Source organism: Pseudomonas sp. B21-048 (genome assembly GCF_024748615.1).
Lineage (GTDB): Bacteria > Pseudomonadota > Gammaproteobacteria > Pseudomonadales > Pseudomonadaceae > Aquipseudomonas.
The window spans coordinates 3,507,966-3,526,674 of record NZ_CP087168.1; the positions used below are offsets into that span (position 1 = coordinate 3,507,966).

Here is an 18,709-nt window from a genome sequence, read left to right on the forward strand (position 1 = left end):
CATCTGCGCCATGTGCGGGAAGTATCGGTATTCGATTTCAGGTGAACAATACAGCTTCACTGCAGTTCATTACTGCACATAGTGCAGCAGTGTGAAACTCGCAGCGTCAGCACAATAGCGAGGGCCAGAACGATTAACAGCGCAGCGACGGCAAACGTTATTCGCATACCGTTGGCGATGGCTGCGGGAGATGCTGTGCTGATGTCTGCCGTCGCCGAGGCAAAGGCAAACACCGCGCCCATGACTGAGGCCCCAGTGATCAGTCCGAGATTGCGCGACAGGCTGAGCATCCCCGCAATCACGCCACGCTGGTCCGGGCGGATGTCGGTCATGATCGCGGTGTTGTTGGCCGCCTGGAACAACGCGTAACTGGCAGTGATCACCGCGATGGGCGCGAGGTAACCGAGGATGCCGAAACTCGCCGGCATCATCGATAAAGCACCCGTGCCGAGCGCCATTGCGACGAGCCCGACAAGGGTCATGCGCCGAGTACCAAAACGGTCCACCAGACGACCGGCCGGCACCCCGGTCAGCGCCGCCACCAACGGGCCGACCGACAAGGCAAGGCCGACAAGCGCCGAACCGAGCCCAAGCGCACCCGAAAGATAAAACGGCCCGACCACCAGCGTCGCCATCATCACCGTCGAAACGAGCGTGCTCATGGCCAGGCTCGCGCTCAATCCCGGCTCCCGGAACAGCGCCAATTTAATCAGTGGTGATGCAACCGTGGCCTCTACGAAGATGAAAAGCCCAACGCCGAAAACAGCCGTCAGCAGCAGCGCGATATTGAGCGGACCAAAATCACCGCGCCCGATCGTCATGGCCAGCGCATACGCCGCAAGCGTCAGCGCCAACAGCAACGTGCCTGCCTTGTCGAAACCCACCCGCCCCGCTTTCACCCGCTGAGGATCCGCGGGCAAATAGCGATACGCGAGCCAGAAATTCAGAACACCCAGCGGCACGTTGAGCAGAAAAATAGCCTGCCAGCCTGCGCCTGCGATCAACATCCCACCGAGCGACGGCCCCAGCGTGGTGCCGATCGCCGACATCGTGCCGAGCAATCCCATGGCCCTGCCGGTCTGCGCTTTCGGCACTGTCTCGGCGACAAACGCCACGGTCAGCGCCAGCATGATGGCTGCCCCGAGCCCTTGCACCGCCCGGGCACCGATCAGCCACCAAAGCGACGGCGCGACACCACACGCCAGCGATGACAGGGTGAAAATGCCGATGCCCGCCAGCAGCAAACGTCGACGGCCGACGAGGTCACCGAGTCGTCCGACACTCACAATCAGCGTGGTGATCGCCAGCAGATATGCCAGAACGATCCACTGCACTTGCTGAAAGGAAGCATCGAACGCCTCGGCCAGTGTCGGCAATCCCGCGTTGGCGATGCTGGTATCGAGTGAGGGCATCAACATCGACAGCGAAAGGCTGACGAGTGCCCAGCGGACCGAGCCTGATTGAGTGATGAGTTTCATGGTTTGGCCACGTCTGAAAGGTAGATCAGCAGCGTATGCCTGGCCGTGACATGGCGGAAGACGCACCACTTGCACTTGTTAGATGCGTTTGACGCCATGTCACCCACACACCGTGCTAACGTTGAGGCATGACGACTCCCGACCTGAATTTGCTGATTACCCTGGATGTGCTGCTCGCCGAAGGCAGCGTCGCCCGCGCCGCTCAACGACTGCGGCTGAGCCCGTCGGCCATGAGCCGGGCGCTGGCGCGGTTGCGCGAAACCACCGGCGACCCGCTGCTGGTCCGGGCCGGACGCGGGCTGGTGCCGACGCCCCGGGCGCTGGAACTGCGCGAACATGTCAGTCGCTTGGTGCAAGACGCAGAAGCCGTTTTGCGCCCCGCCGAACAACTCGACCTCAAGCAACTTGTGCGAACGTTCACCCTGCGCACCAGCGACGGTTTCGTCGAAAACTTCGGCCCGGCGTTGATAGCTCGCGTCAGTGAGGAAGCGCCCGGCGTGCGCTTGCACTTTGTGCAGAAGCTGAACAAAGACAGCGCCGCGCTACGCGACGGTTCGGTCGACCTGGAAACTGGCGTGGTCGGCGGCACGACGAGCCCGGAAGTGCGCAGCCGGGCGTTGTTCGAAGATCGCCTCATCGGCGTCGTGCGTATGGGGCATCCACTGAACCAGGGTCAGGTCACCGCTTCCCGTTATGCCGCTGGCAAACACATCCTGGTCTCACGGCGCGGGCTCGATAAGGGGCCGATGGATGAAGCCTTGGAAGCACTGGGGCTAGAGCGGGAGATCACCACCATCGTCGGCGGCTTCTCGGCCGCGCTGGCGCTCGCTCGCGCCTCCGACCTGATTGCCACCGTGCCCGCGCAACACACCCGAAACCTGCGCGCCGGCCTGCACAGTTTTGACCTTCAGTTCGACCTGCCGCCGATCACCATTTCGATGCTCTGGCACCCACGGATGGATGCCGATTCAGCGCATCGGTGGTTGCGTGGTTGTGTTCGAGAGGTTTGTGCGCAGCCCTAGAATTTCAGACCTGACCGCTTCATTTTTTCTGCAGCCCCTTCAACCGCAAACTCGCCCGCTGTACCGCCGCCATTTTTTCCGGACGCTTCATGCGTTTCCATTTTCTGATGTCGTCCTTGGTGCGGCCACAACTGACACACAGCTCGCCACTCAGCTGGCAAATGGAAACACACGGATTTTCGATATCCTTGGCCACGTTTCAACCCCGCGTCGAGCGCTTGGGCGCCAGGCGTTGCTGCCAGTTGCCGGCATTGGCGCGCTGACATTGTTCTTCAGAATCAAACTGCACATGGGCCGCTACCGGGCTGACGAGAACGTCCGCTTCACTTAACGCCATGGCCGTCAGTTCGACCATGCGCTCGCCCTGCCCGCTCGCCAGCGCCTGATCCTTGTTGGCCTGCGTATCGAAGACCCAGATCACCCGCAGGCTGGAAGGAAAGACGTCGTAGTCGATTTCGTGGGTCAGCCAGCAGAACCCGACTATTTCCGCTTTAGCGGTTTCACACGCCTCGGTCAGGGTGGTGACCAGGCGACGTTCGATGTGGGCCTGATCGCGTTTGCTTAAAGACATCGGGTAAGGGTCCTTGGTTGGGCGTCGATGGAAGGGGCGCATCATACGATACCGGGCTGATCCGAGAGTTGCTGCGTCTGTGCTGCCGTCTTCGCGGATGAGGCCCGAACACACACTGCAAATCCCACCCCTGGAACACCGATGATGAATATTGCGAGGGGCCAGATAAAAGAAAACGCCTATCACCCCCCAATACTCCACCTATTAGCTGACTGCTTTATAGGCGTCTAACCTTAATGCAGCGCTGGCGTTAGCCGGCCGGTTGAGACTTGATAAAAGATACGAATGAGTCAGAAGCGTACTAGGCTTGCCGTGGGCCACCGTGCTGGCAACTCGATTGCTGTTCTCCAGATTTCCCGTGTGACCACGACGATCGGTTGATCGAACGGCTACAGCCTATGTCATTGATTTCGCTCGTCGCTATTGCGCGCCCACCCCGGGCCGGATAGCCGGATGAATACGACCAAAGGTAGCGCACACATGGCAAATGAATCGAAATGCCCGTTCAATCACGCCGCCGCTGGTGGTGGCACGACGAACCGCGATTGGTGGCCCAACCAACTAAATCTGAAGATCCTGCACCAGAATTCGTCCCTGTCTAACCCCATGGACGAGGGCTTCAACTACACCGAAGCGTTCAAAAAACTGGACTTTGCGGCGGTCAAACAAGACCTGCATGCGCTGATGACCGATTCGCAAGACTGGTGGCCGGCGGACTTCGGTCACTATGGGCCGCTGTTTATTCGCATGGCCTGGCACGCCGCCGGCACGTACCGCATCGGGGACGGTCGCGGAGGGGCCGGCTCCGGTCAGCAGCGCTTTGCGCCGCTCAACAGTTGGCCAGACAACGTCAGCCTCGACAAGGCACGCCGGCTGCTTTGGCCGATCAAGCAAAAGTATGGTCAGAACATCTCCTGGGCTGACCTGATCGTGCTCACCGGCAACGTCGCGCTGGAATCCATGGGTTTCAAGACCTTCGGCTTTTCCGGCGGTCGGCCAGATGTTTGGGAACCGGATGAGGCCGTCTACTGGGGCTCGGAAAATAAGTGGCTGGGCGGCGATACCCGCTACGAAAAAGACAAAAAGGAACCCATGCAAGAACCCGGCGAAGGCCCACTCGTTGCTGAGCCGGGGGAAAATGAGGACAGCCGTACCGACGGAGGACGCAACCTGGAAAACCCGCTCGCCGCGGTGCAAATGGGCCTGATCTACGTCAACCCGGAAGGCCCGGAAGGCAACCCGGACCCGCTCGCCGCTGCGGTGGACATCCGCGAAACCTTCGGGCGCATGGCGATGAATGACGAAGAAACCGTGGCACTGATCGCCGGTGGCCACGCCTTCGGCAAGACCCACGGTGCCGGCCCTGCCGACAACGTCGGCGCCGAGCCCGAAGCCGCTGGCCTCGAAGCTCAAGGCCTGGGCTGGAAGAGCACCTTCGGCAGCGGCAAGGGCGGCGACACCATCACCAGCGGCCTGGAAGTGACCTGGACCACCACGCCCACCAAATGGAGCAACAACTACCTGGAAAACCTGTTCGGCTTCGAGTGGGAACTGACCAAGAGCCCGGCGGGTGCCAACCAGTGGACGGCGAAAGGCGGTGCTGGCGCGGGCATCATTCCGGATGCTCACGACCCGTCGAAGCGGCGTAATCCGACCATGCTGACCACGGACCTGTCCCTGCGATTCGATCCGATCTATGAGCCGATTTCACGGCGCTTCCTTGAGAACCCGGACCAGTTGGCCGACGCCTTCGCCCGCGCCTGGTTCAAGCTGATCCACCGTGACATGGGCCCCCTCTCCCGCTACCTCGGCCCGGAAATGCCCAACGAAGAACTGCTGTGGCAAGACCCGATCCCGGCGGTCGACCATGCCCTGGTCAACGACAGCGACGTCGCCGCACTCAAGGGCAAACTCCTCGCCTCGGGCCTGACTGTCTCGCAGCTTGTATCAACTGCCTGGGCGGCGGCCTCCACCTTCCGCGGCTCCGACAAACGCGGCGGCGCCAACGGCGGACGTCTGCGTCTGGCTCCGCAGAAATTCTGGCAAGCCAACCAGCCTGAGCAACTGGCAAGCGTACTGGCGAAACTCGAGAGCATTCAGAACGAGTTCAACAATGGCGGCAAGAAAATCTCGCTGGCAGACCTGATCGTGCTGGCCGGTTGCGCCGGTGTCGAGCAAGCGGCGAAAAATGCCGGCCATACCGTGACTGTGCCTTTCACGCCAGGACGGATGGACGCCTCGCAAGAACAAACGGACGTTGAATCCTTCGGGTTCCTCGAACCCGCCGCCGATGGCTTCCGTAACTACCTAAAATCCCGATACAGCGTACCGGCCGAGGCCTTATTGATCGACAAGGCGCAACTGCTGACACTCACCGCGCCAGAAATGACCGCGCTCATCGGCGGCCTGCGTGTGTTGAATACCAACGTCGGACAAACCCAGCATGGCGTCTTCACCCAACAGCCAGAAGCGTTGACCAACGACTTCTTCAAAAACCTGCTCGACATGGGCGTGGAATGGAAACCGGTCTCGGACGACAACGAGGAGTTTGAAGGGCGCGATCGGAAAACCGGCGACCTCAAATGGACGGGTACGCGTGTTGATCTGGTGTTTGGTTCGAATGCGCAGTTGAGGGCACTGGCTGAGGTCTATGCCTGCGACGACGCTAAGGAGAAGTTTGTGAAAGACTTCGTCGCCGCTTGGGTCAAGGTGATGAATCTGGATCGGTTTGATTTGAGATGATCTGAGCAGCATTGCTGAAAACGCGCCCGGATGATTTAGATCTTCAAAACGGAAAAGCCCCATCCCCCTAAAAACGGGACGGGGCTTGTTGCTGTGCAATTCGCTGGATATAGGAGCCAACAACCCCTCCTTACACCGGAGAAATCGTGGCAAGTGCACCAATCAAAATGGTCAACACCAGAAATCCACCCAGGAAAAATGCCATCTTACCCATTGGGCCTCCTACGTTATAAGTTTGCGCGCAGTGGCTAACGCAACTGCCGACCGTGCTGTCATTGTGGGCCGGAGGCTGATGCCATTAAAGATGCAGATAACAACGTAAACACCGTATCAGCCTCCCCCGAATGTCGCAGACCGCGAGCAGCCAGCAGGAGCTGCCGAAGACTGGGGCCGCGTTCGGACGATCTTTTGATCTTTCAGTCCATCCCATTGCGCTACCCTGTCAACCCTCGACGGTTACGCCGTCGCGTTTCAAGAACAGCAAAAGAGCATTTCAGCCTTTTCATCGCGGCCGGGCCACAGAGGCGCTGCTTTATTGCATGGAAAAAAGCTTAAAAGCCGGGGAGATAATGTTGGCTACCACATCACCTGCTCACACGCTGCGTACGCTGTCCGAACTTGATTATTATGACAGCAGGTCGCTTTCGCTCCCTGCTGAAATCACCGTGCTTGAGGCTTGGAACATCATGACGGCCGAATCGGGATTGCTCATGCGGCTAGCTTTCCGGACGAGGGACGCTATTTCCTCGTTATTCGGCGTGAAGCGTATCGGCGGGTTCTCCGGCGTCAGGCGAGCGACAGCGCAAGTGGGCGAACGGCTGGATTTCTTTCTGGTGGAACAGAGTACCCCCGACCTGCTGGTTCTGACCGAGCGTGACCGGCACCTGGATGTCATGATTTGTCTTTCGATAACAGATCGCGTGCTCATGATCACATCCTCTGTCGTCACGCATAACGCCTTTGGGCGCTTCTATATGTTACCGGTCGGTCCAATGCATAAGCTGATCGTCAATAGAGATCTCAGGCGACTGAAACGAAAACTGGAAGGGATGGCATCCTGAACGGTTAGGCCAATGCATCACCAATTTATAATCATCGGCAACCCAGGGCGGAAATCGTGTGTCTGGCCGCTTGCGCCATAATCGATTTCCAATACGACCAGATGCTCATCACCATGAACAATTTCAAATTCTTTCAGCTGGTTTGCGCAGTTGGCAGGGGTAGAAAAAGCTTGGCTGTTGAGAGTGGTAACTCGTAAAGATGTAATGTCGCGAAAGCCGTTGGGATGTTCAAACGGCTGCGCTCGCTCAATCAGAGCCTCATCCGGCCTCTTGGCAAACGAAAGAAAAAACCACATCGGTTCGGATATAGGCGCATGTCCCACGTCGACTTTCAGGGCAGCGGGTAAGTAAACAGGTCGATACTCCCAGACCGGAAATATTGGCTTCTCGCCTACGGTGGATGGTCTGAAGCAAATTCCAAAGGGCGCGGCCACTCCATCTGCGCACTTGAGGCGGTCAAAGAGCTGGGTTGGCGCTGTTAACTGACTTTGAGCTTCTAACTCATCGGTGAGATGTAAAAGCTCAATAAAAGAATTTCGGAAGAAGAACCTTCTATTGGCAGTGCCTTGGCCTGGGTGTGCGTTTGGCGTCCCTTCAGCAAGCCCGAGGGCTTTCAGAGCGTCAGCGCCTCGACCGTCATCATTCACACAAATAAAAATGTGATCTATTTCCATTGTTAATTCCCCAAATACCAGTTCGCCCACTGACCAGGAACCGGTTGGCCATCGGCACTTCGAAGCTTTCTACCAACGCGTCGTGCAGCCCCTGTGAGAGGGCCTGTAAATACTCGCCAGAATTTCCCGGTGCAATGAAATACGTGCAAATGGCATAACGGTCTACTCCTGAAAAACCCACTGACAGAGTGATAAGCAGGTCGGCCAGTATCGGCTGGAATTTGCACCTTCAAAACCCAGATTGATCAGGTCGAATTCGTCGACAAAGACGTCGACTACGCGCACCGGATTGGTATCACTGACGTAGTCGTCGAGGCCCTCGGGAAGTAAGGTGCCTTGGCCTCGATGTTCACCTTGGATAAAGCATATACGCATCACCAACCGCTCGTTATTTGTGCACTGGGAGATGACAAAATAATCGAAGGACTGTGTTCGGGTCATGACGAATTTGAAGTCATACCGATACCTCCTTGTATGCTGTGCATAAAAAACGCCGCTTCCTCGGAAGTAAGCGGCGGTAAATAGATCGCACGATCGCTATTTAACGCCCCTAACTCAAGCGTTTAACCTCAAGGCGCCCACAAGGTGGGCCGCTCAGTTGCTCACCGGTTTCCAGACTGAACACTGAGAAATGTAATGGGCACGTGATGCTTTTGCGCTGCTCATTGACCACCCCGTGCTCTAACCACCCTGCGCGGTGCGGACACGTGTGCGGCACTTCAAAATGTTGATCACCAATTACGACGGCGAATGTGCCTGGGCGATAAAATTCAGATGGCTCGCTCACTCACTCGCTCCTTGTCGAAGTTCTTCTGGTGCCTTGCCTTCTCGACGGCAGCATCAAAAGCAGCATTGGTGATTTCGCGCCCCATACAGATACCTTCCCACGCTTTGACCGGGTTCAGATCTCCCGCCGCATCCATCGCCTTGAGCAAGCGCTGGCCTTCAATAGCGTGGAATACATCGATGTGCACGTGCTCGGAATAATAGGTATGGGCCTTGATTTGCAAACGCGAACATATCGACGTATAGCATTCGAAAAAAAACGGCACGACGGTTTCGAAGTAAGTAATGACCCCTGCAAAATACGATGGGTCATCCGCCCGCATCGTCAGCCAGCAGAACATATTGGGAAACGAGAATCCGGCCGAAGCGTTGACGTCGATGTAGAACGCCAGGTCGGTAGGCATCTCCAGCTCGTTAAGCAGGTCAATGTACAACGTGGTATGAGAACGCTTGAGAGTTCCGGATCCGAATTCGTCAATCATCATCCGCAACATCGGCATCTGAGCGGCCAGGCTTAGTCGGGGCATTAAGTGATAAAACACCTGTGCCTCGGTCAAGCCATCCAAAGCAAATTCTTGCACCAGGATCTTGAATTCTTCGCGGGTCATATGATCGCCCACATAGGCCGCGCTGGGCGGCATTACGCTGCGCTCCAAATCCACCAGTTCGGCCAGTTGCTTGCGCAATGCGGCAAGGTCGGTTGGCGGGTTGGCGGTGCGCGTTTTACTGATAGTCGAATCGATCCAGTCACGCTCGAACTCCAGAATGTGGCTCGGCAATGGCTTGAGCTGCTTGATACAGGAGCGATTGGCCAAGAACAGATCTTTTTGCAAACCGCTCATGCCATGGCCTCCTCTTCTGCAAACACTCTGTCCGTGGTGATAATGCCTCGCGCCTTGAGTTCCTTTTTGACCTGAGCGTACCAATCGTCTGCGCCCAGTTCGAAATGCTCATTGAGCGTTTCCACCAGAGTGCCTACCGAAGTTTGTCGTGCACCGATCGCCAGGCGACAGAGCGCGGGCTCCAGGTTGGCCAACGACACGACATTGCCATCGGACTCCAGATCCTTCGCCAGAAGCATCTCCCAGCCGATGAAGTAATCAAGACCTTCATTGCGCAGTTGATTGATCTCGCTTTGAACGCGCGGCTGCGAGGGCGAGTCCTTGATGCCGATGACCCTGGGTAACTGGGCAATGGCAAGTAAGGTCTCGAAGGTCTTCTCGTTACCGGATAACGCCGACTCGTTGTAGATGAAAATGTCCAGGGAAATGGCGTCATGTACTGCGCGGTAATGCTCAATGATATCTTGCTGGCTTGTGCCTGAAGCAAAAGGCGAAGTAAACATGACCGCCTGGGCACCCAATTCCTGGGCCTGCAGTGCATATTCGATCACCTCGGCCGTCGTAGCACGTTCGATGCCAGCAATCACCGTTTTATCCTGCGCATGGGCCAATGTCAGTTCCAGCATACGCCGCCAGTCCTCCCTCCCCAGCCGCCAGCCTTCACCGGATGTCAAACAAGGTATGTACCCATCGACAAACGGCCGCGAGCAATGCAATAGCCGGTGCACACTGGCTTCACAGATGCGCGACTGCTCATCGAGGGGAGAGATCAGAGGCACGAAAATATTCTTACCGGACATACTGGAAGTCCTCCTGCTCAATCGACATTTCACGGGACTGCTCGTACAGACTCTGCAGTTTCTCGGGAAATGCGGGGCTCGAAATCGATGGCGGGAACGATTGCAGGAAAGGCTTCAACGCGCTCAACTCGCGCAACGAATCATCGTGGGTGAAAAATGGGCGCTGATGCTCGACCACTTGGGCAGCCAATAATTTTTTCTCGACACTCAGATGGGCCCAGTCAGTCTCCTGGCAAGCGCGCTTCAAGACTTTATTGCAGTAGCCCTGGCGCTGGATGTTCATGTCTGTATGGAGGACGTCCATGAAGGGGTAGTAGACATCCTGCAAATGGCGACTCTTCTTCCAGATAATGGCATCGCATATCCCGATCTGGCCGAAACTCATCAGCACCTGACGCGAATAGAATGCGCTGAAAAAACTCAGAGATTTTGCGCGAACATCTGGATCGCTATGGTGCATGCCCATGAAAACAGAGGCATCGATAACAGGAATGGCGCCATCAGTCATGATAGTGCTCCAGTGCAAGGGCGATGGTTTTGACCGCCTGTTCAAACTCTTCGGGTTTGCGGGCTAATGCCAGACGAATGTACTTCTGCCCCGCCTGCGGCTGACTCCAATAAAAGTACTTGCCTGGCAACACGTACACTTCGAACCCCATCAGATACGCCTGCAAATCATCGGCCGTCACACCCTCGCGCAGGATTTCGAACCACGCGACACTGGTCTCGACCATGGGTAACACGTAACTTAAAAAATCACCTTCCAAGTGGTGCCTGGCGGCTGTTCGATTGACTTCAAGCACGCAACGGACAGACTCGAAATCGTCTTCGCTGCTGTCTCGAATGTATTGGGTCACCACGTTAAGAATGAATGGCGAGACGTTCAGCAGAACACTCGTCACAATGCTGTAGATATCGGCGTTAATGGCCTGACTGGACATGATCGTTGCGCACTTGGTGTCTTGCAGCGGCCAGGTTTTGCCGGTGTCTTCCATGATTATGTACTGGGTGCCGATGTCGTCCAGGATCGCATAAGCGTCGAATCGGCTGCCCCCTGCGATCTTGAAAAACGCAGCAAAGCAAAAGTCCAGAATAAGCAGCTTGCCGTGGTCCTTGCAGTAACGCGCCACCTCCACAAAAGTATCGGCGCCTTTAGCAAACATGCTCGAACCGGTCGGGTTGTTGGGATCCACCAGAAAAATCGCATCGACATTAGCTGCCGCCGTTTGGAGTTTTGCATAGACGTTTGCTGAAGACTGAAAAAGGCTCTCGTCCAGCGCAATCAATGGCACTTCCATGTGCTTGAGCAAGTCATGCAGGTTATCGAAGCACGGCTCGATCAGCCCCACGCTCATGTTGCGTTTGCGCAGATAGGTTGCGGTGATGTGCATCGCAATTGAAGCTGCATAGACCAGGTAAATTTCATCATGTCGCTTGAGCGCGTGCTCTTGACCATGAAAGGAGAAAAACGCCTGAATGAACTCTTGCTCACTCTGGTACTGACTACGGCTTTGGGCGCGATACCAGAGTTCGGGTAGGCGCTCGACGATCTGTCGCTGAGTGATGCTCTGGTCCTGGTGCGTATGGGCATCGGCCAGATTGAAGCGTGTTTTCAGGGCAGAAATTTCATGCTGGGTAATATCTTCTTTAACGTCGTGACGGGCTACAACACTCATATTGTTATTCCTGTAGGAGTTAACTTAGTTATCTACGGAGATAGTCAGCTCACGGAGCCGCAGACAAACCCGGTTCAATAGTTAACGCTGCCCTATTGCTCTACAACTGTACCTGAGTGCAGTTTTGTGTTTTTTTTAAACCTGTCTTTAGGTACAGTTGTTTTCTGCATACTCAAGCGCCATCCTGCTCGCGCGTTCAAAATCAATCCACGTTGTAGTACACGGACGGAAGTCATAAAACGCATGGACAAGGTCAGCTTTTACAGCGTCGATTATTCAGATGCCTCACCAGAACTAATGGGCAATCTATTCTGCTTAAGAAAAGAAATATTCGCCGACCGGTTGGACTGGCGCGTCATCGTTAACGAAGGCAGGGAAATTGACGAGTATGACAACGCATTCTCAACGTATCTGGTAGGAATGTATGCAGGCATACCCTTGGCCAGCCTGCGCCTGATCAATACGCTGAACCCCTATATGGCAGAGGGACCCTTTCGCGGCTTTTTCAACTACGTGTTACCCAAAAACCAGCTGATCGCTGAGTCCAGCCGCTTTTTCGTGGACAAGACCCGCTCACGGGCTTTTGCGCTGACTCGAGTGCCGATCACTGAGATGTTGCTTCTGGCGATGCACAGCCATGCCGCTCGCCTGGGTCTGGACTCGATCATAACGGTGGTCAGCCAAGCCATGTCACGCATCGTCCTCAGGGCAGGATGGCATTACGAGATATTGGATACAGGCGAAGCTTCACCAGGAGAGAAAGTACTGTTGCTGAATATGCCCATTCGTCCTGAAAACGATTGGCGGCTTAAAGAAGTGATCAATTCAAAGAACAATCATCCTTTGCACAAGTTGCTCGAAATCAACTGTTGAACATGACTCCGGCATTAATTCAGACCAGTCCCAAACTGACAGCCTTGTACACGGCTTGCTTGGCATTGCAGACCCTAAGCTTGTTTACTACATTCGCCATGTGGAATTTCACGGTGCGCACGGAAATGGCATAAATCGCGGCGATTTCCCTGTAAGCCTTGCCCATGACAACCCACTTGAGCACGCCTAGTTCGCGATCCGAGAGCCCAGTCTCATCCCGCTCGGGAAAAAGCTCATTGAGGGAAAAACAATTCGTCAACCTGCTTTGAAACTGAACGAGCGTCATCTGAATTTCCGCCGCCCTACGCATCATGAACTGCTCGAAGTCGTTACGACGGTCGGTATTGCTGATGCTCAGGGCGGCGAAAAGGCCATTAGCATCATGCAGATTAAAAGTCAAACCATCGGATATTCGATACTTCTCCGAGGACGCAAAAACTTCCTGGCCTTGCCCCGGTTCCCTGGATTCAAGTGCCTCACGCCAAAAGAACGGTGCTATACATTTCATGCCGTGTTTGATGACGGGGTCTATAAGATGATAACCCTCAGCTTTATATACATCGAGCCAGCGCTTCGGATAGTTGGAGAAAATTCTTGGCTTGACCTCACGTCCCTTGCAAGTGATGAAATAAGCATAATGACAGCCCTCTAGAGGTTGCAGACATTTCTCAAACTCACTTCTGAGTCGTTCATCCAATTCAGACTCGGCACTTACCACTCCCCCGCCTTTCAAATATTGAGTGCTCATAAAAACTCCCTTTTTTATGGTTGCGGTTTAAAGTTTGCCCTGCAGCATCTCAAGTGATGGGGTTATTCAATCCAAGTCTGAATCCGTAGTAAAGACAAATCACCACTACACATGTTGCGATGGCTATTGAATCACTTATTGAAGCTGACGATATATAACCTGCCTATCGAAAAGCCGCCCTCCTCTGTGGAGTCAAGCGGCTTGTGTCATCCAGCGTGATTCAGAAGCCGCGTCAGTCAGCAGGGCCATCGCGGGATTCCGCGAGCCCGGCTTGCACGGCAGGACGAGATTCAATTACCGCCAGCCAGCGCAATACATTCGTAAAAGGTGTGATATCCAAGTCAAGCTCCTCATAGGTGCGCAGCCAGGGAAACGCCGCGATATCGGCGATGGAATACTGGTCGGATGCCAGGTAAGTGTGCTCGCTCAGTTGCTTGTCCACCACGCCATAGATCCGCAGCGCCTCTTTGCGGTAACGCGCGATAGCTTCCTCATTGCGCGTCGTGGTGCCGTGCAAGAACCACCACAACTGGCCCAGCATCGGACCGATGGCCCCGACCTGGAAGAAAAGCCATTGTTGAACCACAAGTTGTTCGGCAGATGAACCAGGCTGCAGACGATCGAATTTCTGCGACAGGTGGCTCAGGATGGCAGCAGATTCGAAAACCGAAATGCCCGCCTGATGATCGACGATGGCAGGGATTTTTCCGTTGGGGTTTATCCGTAGAAACTCCGGTGAGTGCTGCCGCCCCCTGGACAAGTTGAACTTCACCTTTTCACAGTCAATTGCAGCTTCTTTGAGGAATATACTGATTTTTTGCCCGTTCGGTGTATCGGCCGTATACAACGTGATGGGGTAAGGCGCGCTCATTAGGGAACTCCAATACAGGGTAATGTCATTGCATTTGCAATCATATTGAGGCGTGCAGTATGGTGCAAGTACGACGGAACGCACGGAGATTTCAGGATATGATCGGCTTTTCCAGCTTCAATAAGACACCAGAGACCACTCTTGCCGCTCAGGCCTGCATCGATAAAATACGAAACCTGGCACAGCAATACACTGCTGGTTTTTCCTCGCCGCTCTACACCATGATTGATATCGCCAATCGACTGGAAAGGGATCCTGGAACGGCCAGACATATCTGGGTCATCCGGTCCAACAACCAATCTCAAATCGATAGTTGTCACCCACGTATCAACGCCTGGCCACTGCGTTTTAGCCCTGCAGCCCGTGCCAGCGAAAAACCGCTGTTGTACCTGACCAGTTCTGCGACATCGGCCGAACTTTGCGCACTTTCGAACGAATCCGCCCACAGAGGCATTCTGTGCAATGACATAGAAACCCTGCCCTCTCGTTGGCCGAAGGGCGCCCACCCTTGGGTCTCGATCTGGCTGGCCGCCAATCCGCAATGCCTGCCCTTCGACCCCGCCAGCGGTGCCGAAGCGCACGCCATTGCGCTTGCTGCGTTGCAAAGCTTGTATGTGGAAGGCAATGACGGTTTCTATTACATGGCGCTTCACGATGAACCCAATGATTTCATCGCCCCTATCAGCCAACTCAGTGCGAGCCAGGCACTTAAGGGCATGTACAAGCTCAACGAGATAGATACAGATGCCGGGCAACCTCGGATTCGCTTGTTAGGCGCGGGGCTGGCCTTGCAGTCAGTGGTCTCAGCAGCGCAGATATTGCGTGATGACTGGGGTGTCGAAAGTGAACTCTGGAGCTGCCCCAGCTACACTCGCCTGGCCCGGGATGCAGACAAGGCACAACGCTGGAACCGGATGCATCCGCATATGCCGCGGCGGTCTTCACATTTGCTCGACTGCCTGAGCGCCGATGATTGCCCGGTGGTCGCGGTGACCGGTTATGCCCAGCATGTCGCCGATCAGATCGGTGCGCATATCCAGTCACGATTCGTGGCGCTCGGCGCTGACTCAACCGAAACACCGCCGGGCAAATCGTTGGATAAACGCTGGATTGTGGTCCTCGCTCTGCGCGCCTTGGCTGAGGAAGGTGCTATCGCGCAGACGCGCGTCGAACAGGCCATCGGCCGCTATCTGCTGCAATGACCGGACAACGGTCAACTCGCTCGCCCACTGTTGCGCGCCGCCCTTGCGGCTCGCTCAAGCGCGTCACTGAAAAACCGCTGTTGCTCGACATCGAATTGCGACAAAAACAACTCGTCCACCGCCCCTTCATAGACTTGCCACATTTTTTTACGTAGCACTTTCCCGCTCTCGGTAATGGCGGCATACGCACCACGGCCGTCATCGCTGGCACGGCTGCGTGTAACCAAGCCTTCGGCCTCCAGACGGTCCACCAACCGGGTGAGGTTGTAACGCTCGATCGCCATCACGTCAGCCAATTCGTTCATGCGCCGGGTGCCGTCAGGGCCGCTTTCCAGGCCCCATAGCGCGTCGTACCACGCGTAAGCCGGCAGTCCGGCGGCCGCCAGCCGACGCTCGATTTCCCGGATCAGGCAGCGGTGAGCCCTGACGAATCTGAACCAGGTATCCGGATCGCTTGAAGACATGCATCACCCATTTCATGAAATCTATTTAGTTGCAATTGTAGCGTGCAGCAGGCTAAGTTCTCGCATGTAGTTGCAGTTGCAACCACATATATTATTCAAGGTTGGCGTCGACCCACGCCCCTTAGCTAAGCACCAAACGACTCGGTGCTGCTGCACTGTCCAGGAGACGACGATGGCACAACAACCCCTGTTTTTCGACGAGGATCCACAAGAAACTCGCGAATGGCTCGAATCCATTGAATCGGTGGCGAGCGTCGAAGGGCGCCCTCGCGCCCACTATCTGATCGATCAGATGCTGGATTTCGATGCCAACCGCCATGGTAATTTTTACGGGCGCGTCACCACGCCCTACGTCAACACCATTGCGGTCGACCGTCAGCAGCCTTACCCCGGCGACCTGACGATAGAGCACCGGATCAATGCTTATATCCGTTGGAACGCTTTGGCCATGGTGCTGCGCGCCGGCAAACATTCGAACGTGGGCGGGCACATCGCTTCCTATGCCTCGGCGGCCATTCTGTACGACGTCGGCTTCGAGCATTTCTTCCGTGGGCGCACCGAGCAGTTTGGTGGCGACATGGTGTATATCCAGGGCCACTCTTCGCCGGGCATCTACGGGCGCGCTTATCTGGAGGGACGACTGAGTGAAGATCAGTTGGATAACTTCCGCCGTGAGACCGACCGCGACGGTGTCTCGTCCTATCCGCACCCAAGGCTCATGCCGGACTTCTGGCAGTTTCCGACGGTGTCCATGGGACTCGGACCGATCACCGCCGCGTATCAGGCCAGATTCATGCGCTACCTCGAAGACCGTGGCCTGAAAGAACATCAAGGGCGCAAAGTGTGGGCGTTTCTCGGTGACGGCGAAATGGACCAGCCGGAATCGCTGGCGGCAATTTCCCTGGCAGGTCGGGAGAAGCTCGACAATATTATTTTTGTCGTCAACTGCAACCTCCAGCGCCTGGACGGACCGGTGCGCGGCAACAGCAAGGTGATCCAGGAATTTGAAAGCCTGTACCGGGCGGCCGGCTGGAACGTCATCAAAGTGATCTGGGGCAGCGGTTGGGATGCCTTGCTGGAAAAGGACAAAAGCGGCCTGTTGCGTCAGCGCATGATGGAATGCGTGGACGGCGACTATCAAAACTACAAATCCCAGAACGGCGCTTATGTACGTGAGCATTTTTTTGGCAAATACCCTGAGCTGCTGGAACTGGTCAGCGACCTGAGCGACGACGAAATCTGGAAGCTCTCACGCGGTGGCCATGACCCGGAAAAAGTCTACAATGCCTACGCCGCCGCCATGCGCCACAGCGGCGGACCAACAGTCATTTTGGCAAAAACCGTCAAAGGCTTCGGCATGGGCGAAGCAGGCGAAGGCCAGAACATCAACCATCAACTCAAGAAGATGGGTGAGGACGCTGTCAAAGCGTTCCGTGATCGTTTCGGGCTGGACCTCACCGACGATCAATTGGGCGATATGCCCTACCTCAAACCGGCGGCGGACAGTGTCGAGGCCCTTTATCTACAAGCCAGGCGCACCCAACTGGGCGGTTACGTGCCTGCGCGCTTCAGTGCGGTGGAGCCGTTGCAGATCCCGCCATTGTCGGCCCTGGACAGCCAGCTCAAAGGTACCGGCGAGCGCGGAATTTCCACCACTATGGCGTTTGTGCGCATCCTCGGCACTTTGCTCAAGGACCCGAGCATCGGCAAGCTGATTGTGCCCATTGTCCCGGACGAATCACGCACCTTCGGCATGGAGAGCCTGTTCCGCCAGATCGGGATCCACTCCCACGTCGGCCAGTTGTATACACCTCAGGACGCCGGCCAACTGAGTTATTACAAGGAGGCACGGGATGGCCAGATCATGCAGGAGGGGCTGAACGAGTCCGGCGGAATTTCTTCCTGGATCGCAGCGAGTACTTCGTACAGTACACACGGCGTGATGACGGTACCCTTCTACATCTTTTATTCGATGTTCGGCTTCCAGCGCGTCGGCGATCTGGCCTGGGCGGCGGGCGATGCACGCGCCCGAGGTTTTCTGCTGGGCGCCACGTCCGGCAGGACCACGCTGATGGGCGAAGGCCTGCAGCATGACGATGGTCACAGCCATGTGCTGTCCTCTACCGTACCGTGCTGTGTGTCCTACGACCCGACGTTCGCCTATGAACTGGCCGTGATCATCCAGGATGGCATGCGGCGTATGTATGTCGAAAACGAAGACATTTATTACTACATCACACTGCTGAACGAAAACTACGCCCATCCGCCCATGCCCGAAGGTGTCGAGCAGGACATTCTCAAAGGTATGTATCGGCTCTCAACATCGGCGCAGCCAATCGAAGGCAAGCACGTGCAATTGATGGGTTGTGGTTCGATCCTGCAAGAAGTCATCGCCGCCGCGCAGTTGCTGGAGCAGGACTTCGGTGTAAGCAGCGAAGTGTGGAGCGTCACCAGCCTGACCGAACTGCGTCGCGATGGACAGGATGCCGAACGCTGGAATTTGCTGCATCCCCAGCAGCCACCCCGTATCGGTCACGTTGAAAGTTGCCTGCAAGATAAACAGGGTCCGGTGGTGGTAACGACTGATTACATGAAGATATTCGCCGACCAGATCCGCCCGTTCGTGCCCAAGCGGCGCTTTGTGGCATTAGGCACCGACGGTTTCGGTCAATCGGATACCCGGGAATCGTTGCGCAGGTTTTTCGAAGTGGATCGTCACTTCATTGCGTTGGCGGCCTTGAAGGCGCTGGCCGATGACGGAGGTGTGCCTAGGGAAAAAGTAGCTGAGGCGATTGCACTTTATGGGATTGACCCGGAGAAGCAGAACCCAGCGAAAGTTTGAGTCTTATCTATTGTAACTACCTCCCAATAAGGAGGGAGACAGCTTCTGGCCGCTGTG

The 18,709-nt window shown here is 55.9% G+C and carries 18 protein-coding genes and 2 pseudogenes; 6 read left to right on the forward strand and 14 right to left on the reverse strand.

Going from position 1 to position 18,709, the window contains the following annotated elements; genetic code table 11:
* Positions 1-56: 56 nt before the first annotated feature.
* Complete coding sequence (locus LOY56_RS16395; RefSeq protein ID WP_258615656.1) at positions 57-1,478, reverse strand: MFS transporter; 1,422 nt, start codon at positions 1,476-1,478, stop codon at positions 57-59.
* A 128-nt stretch (positions 1,479-1,606) separates the two neighbouring features.
* Here LOY56_RS16395 and LOY56_RS16400 point away from each other — a divergent pair, with 128 nt between their 5' ends.
* A complete protein-coding gene (locus tag LOY56_RS16400; RefSeq protein WP_258615657.1) occupies positions 1,607-2,500 on the forward strand; it encodes a LysR family transcriptional regulator in 894 nt (297 codons plus the stop codon).
* 19 nt (positions 2,501-2,519) lie between these two features.
* Here LOY56_RS16400 and LOY56_RS16405 read toward each other — a convergent pair whose 3' ends face one another.
* A complete protein-coding gene (locus LOY56_RS16405) occupies positions 2,520-2,696 on the reverse strand; it encodes a DUF1289 domain-containing protein (RefSeq protein ID WP_038982653.1) in 177 nt (58 codons plus the stop codon).
* A gap of 3 nt (positions 2,697-2,699) precedes the next feature.
* Positions 2,700-3,071 (reverse strand): hypothetical protein, encoded by a 372-nt coding sequence (locus LOY56_RS16410; protein WP_258615661.1) that lies wholly within the window; start codon positions 3,069-3,071, stop codon positions 2,700-2,702.
* A gap of 453 nt (positions 3,072-3,524) precedes the next feature.
* Here LOY56_RS16410 and katG point away from each other — a divergent pair, with 453 nt between their 5' ends.
* Both katG and LOY56_RS16420 read left to right on the forward strand, forming a co-directional pair.
* Entirely contained in the window at positions 3,525-5,813 is a 2,289-nt protein-coding gene (katG, locus tag LOY56_RS16415; RefSeq protein WP_258615663.1) for a catalase/peroxidase HPI, read from the forward strand.
* Positions 5,814-6,382: 569 nt separating this feature from the next.
* Positions 6,383-6,874 (forward strand): DUF2867 domain-containing protein, encoded by a 492-nt coding sequence (locus LOY56_RS16420; RefSeq protein ID WP_258622717.1) that lies wholly within the window; start codon positions 6,383-6,385, stop codon positions 6,872-6,874.
* Between the two features lie 17 nt (positions 6,875-6,891).
* Here the strand turns inward: LOY56_RS16420 and LOY56_RS16425 are convergent, their stop codons facing one another.
* The 8 genes and pseudogenes from LOY56_RS16425 to LOY56_RS16460 form a co-directional block, all read right to left on the reverse strand.
* Positions 6,892-7,548, reverse strand: coding sequence for a VOC family protein (locus LOY56_RS16425; RefSeq protein WP_258615664.1), 657 nt, complete (start codon positions 7,546-7,548; stop codon positions 6,892-6,894).
* Positions 7,549-7,585: 37 nt separating this feature from the next.
* Positions 7,586-7,704: pseudogene (locus LOY56_RS16430) on the reverse strand (tautomerase family protein); the annotation flags it as partial.
* 32 nt (positions 7,705-7,736) lie between these two features.
* A pseudogene (locus LOY56_RS16435) lies at positions 7,737-7,923 on the reverse strand (IS5/IS1182 family transposase); the annotation flags it as partial.
* A 175-nt stretch (positions 7,924-8,098) separates the two neighbouring features.
* Complete coding sequence (locus LOY56_RS16440; RefSeq protein ID WP_309474862.1) at positions 8,099-8,335, reverse strand: Rieske 2Fe-2S domain-containing protein; 237 nt, start codon at positions 8,333-8,335, stop codon at positions 8,099-8,101.
* The gene (locus LOY56_RS16445; RefSeq protein WP_258615667.1) at positions 8,319-9,176 is read right to left on the reverse strand and encodes an iron-containing redox enzyme family protein; all 858 of its coding nucleotides are present in this window, start codon (positions 9,174-9,176) and stop codon (positions 8,319-8,321) included. Before LOY56_RS16445 ends, LOY56_RS16440 begins: the two co-directional genes overlap by 17 nt.
* Positions 9,173-9,976 carry a dihydrodipicolinate synthase family protein gene (locus tag LOY56_RS16450; protein WP_258615668.1) on the reverse strand — a complete coding sequence of 268 codons (804 nt, stop codon included), beginning with the start codon at positions 9,974-9,976 and terminating at the stop codon, positions 9,173-9,175. The genes LOY56_RS16445 and LOY56_RS16450 overlap by 4 nt, the downstream gene beginning before the upstream one ends.
* A complete protein-coding gene (locus LOY56_RS16455; protein WP_258615669.1) occupies positions 9,966-10,484 on the reverse strand; it encodes a DUF6190 family protein in 519 nt (172 codons plus the stop codon). Before LOY56_RS16455 ends, LOY56_RS16450 begins: the two co-directional genes overlap by 11 nt.
* Positions 10,477-11,652, reverse strand: coding sequence for an aminotransferase class I/II-fold pyridoxal phosphate-dependent enzyme (locus tag LOY56_RS16460; RefSeq protein ID WP_258615670.1), 1,176 nt, complete (start codon positions 11,650-11,652; stop codon positions 10,477-10,479). Before LOY56_RS16460 ends, LOY56_RS16455 begins: the two co-directional genes overlap by 8 nt.
* A gap of 243 nt (positions 11,653-11,895) precedes the next feature.
* Between LOY56_RS16460 and LOY56_RS16465 the strand changes: the two genes are divergently transcribed.
* A complete protein-coding gene (locus LOY56_RS16465) occupies positions 11,896-12,525 on the forward strand; it encodes an acyl-homoserine-lactone synthase (protein ID WP_258615671.1) in 630 nt (209 codons plus the stop codon).
* A 19-nt stretch (positions 12,526-12,544) separates the two neighbouring features.
* On the opposite strand, the gene LOY56_RS16470 is transcribed toward LOY56_RS16465, so the two are convergent.
* Both LOY56_RS16470 and LOY56_RS16475 read right to left on the reverse strand, forming a co-directional pair.
* Complete coding sequence (locus LOY56_RS16470; protein ID WP_258615672.1) at positions 12,545-13,273, reverse strand: LuxR family transcriptional regulator; 729 nt, start codon at positions 13,271-13,273, stop codon at positions 12,545-12,547.
* A gap of 232 nt (positions 13,274-13,505) precedes the next feature.
* Positions 13,506-14,144: a glutathione S-transferase family protein gene (locus LOY56_RS16475; protein WP_258615673.1), complete on the reverse strand. Its 639-nt coding sequence runs from the start codon at positions 14,142-14,144 to the stop codon at positions 13,506-13,508.
* A gap of 98 nt (positions 14,145-14,242) precedes the next feature.
* On the opposite strand from LOY56_RS16475, the gene LOY56_RS16480 reads away from it, so the two are divergent.
* Entirely contained in the window at positions 14,243-15,346 is a 1,104-nt protein-coding gene (locus LOY56_RS16480; RefSeq protein WP_258615675.1) for a transketolase-like TK C-terminal-containing protein, read from the forward strand.
* A gap of 11 nt (positions 15,347-15,357) precedes the next feature.
* On the opposite strand, the gene LOY56_RS16485 is transcribed toward LOY56_RS16480, so the two are convergent.
* Positions 15,358-15,810: a MarR family winged helix-turn-helix transcriptional regulator gene (locus LOY56_RS16485; protein ID WP_258615677.1), complete on the reverse strand. Its 453-nt coding sequence runs from the start codon at positions 15,808-15,810 to the stop codon at positions 15,358-15,360.
* A 172-nt stretch (positions 15,811-15,982) separates the two neighbouring features.
* On the opposite strand from LOY56_RS16485, the gene aceE reads away from it, so the two are divergent.
* On the forward strand, positions 15,983-18,652 hold the full coding sequence (gene aceE, locus LOY56_RS16490) for a pyruvate dehydrogenase (acetyl-transferring), homodimeric type (RefSeq protein WP_258615679.1): 2,670 nt from the start codon (positions 15,983-15,985) through the stop codon (positions 18,650-18,652).
* Positions 18,653-18,709: the final 57 nt, after the last annotated feature.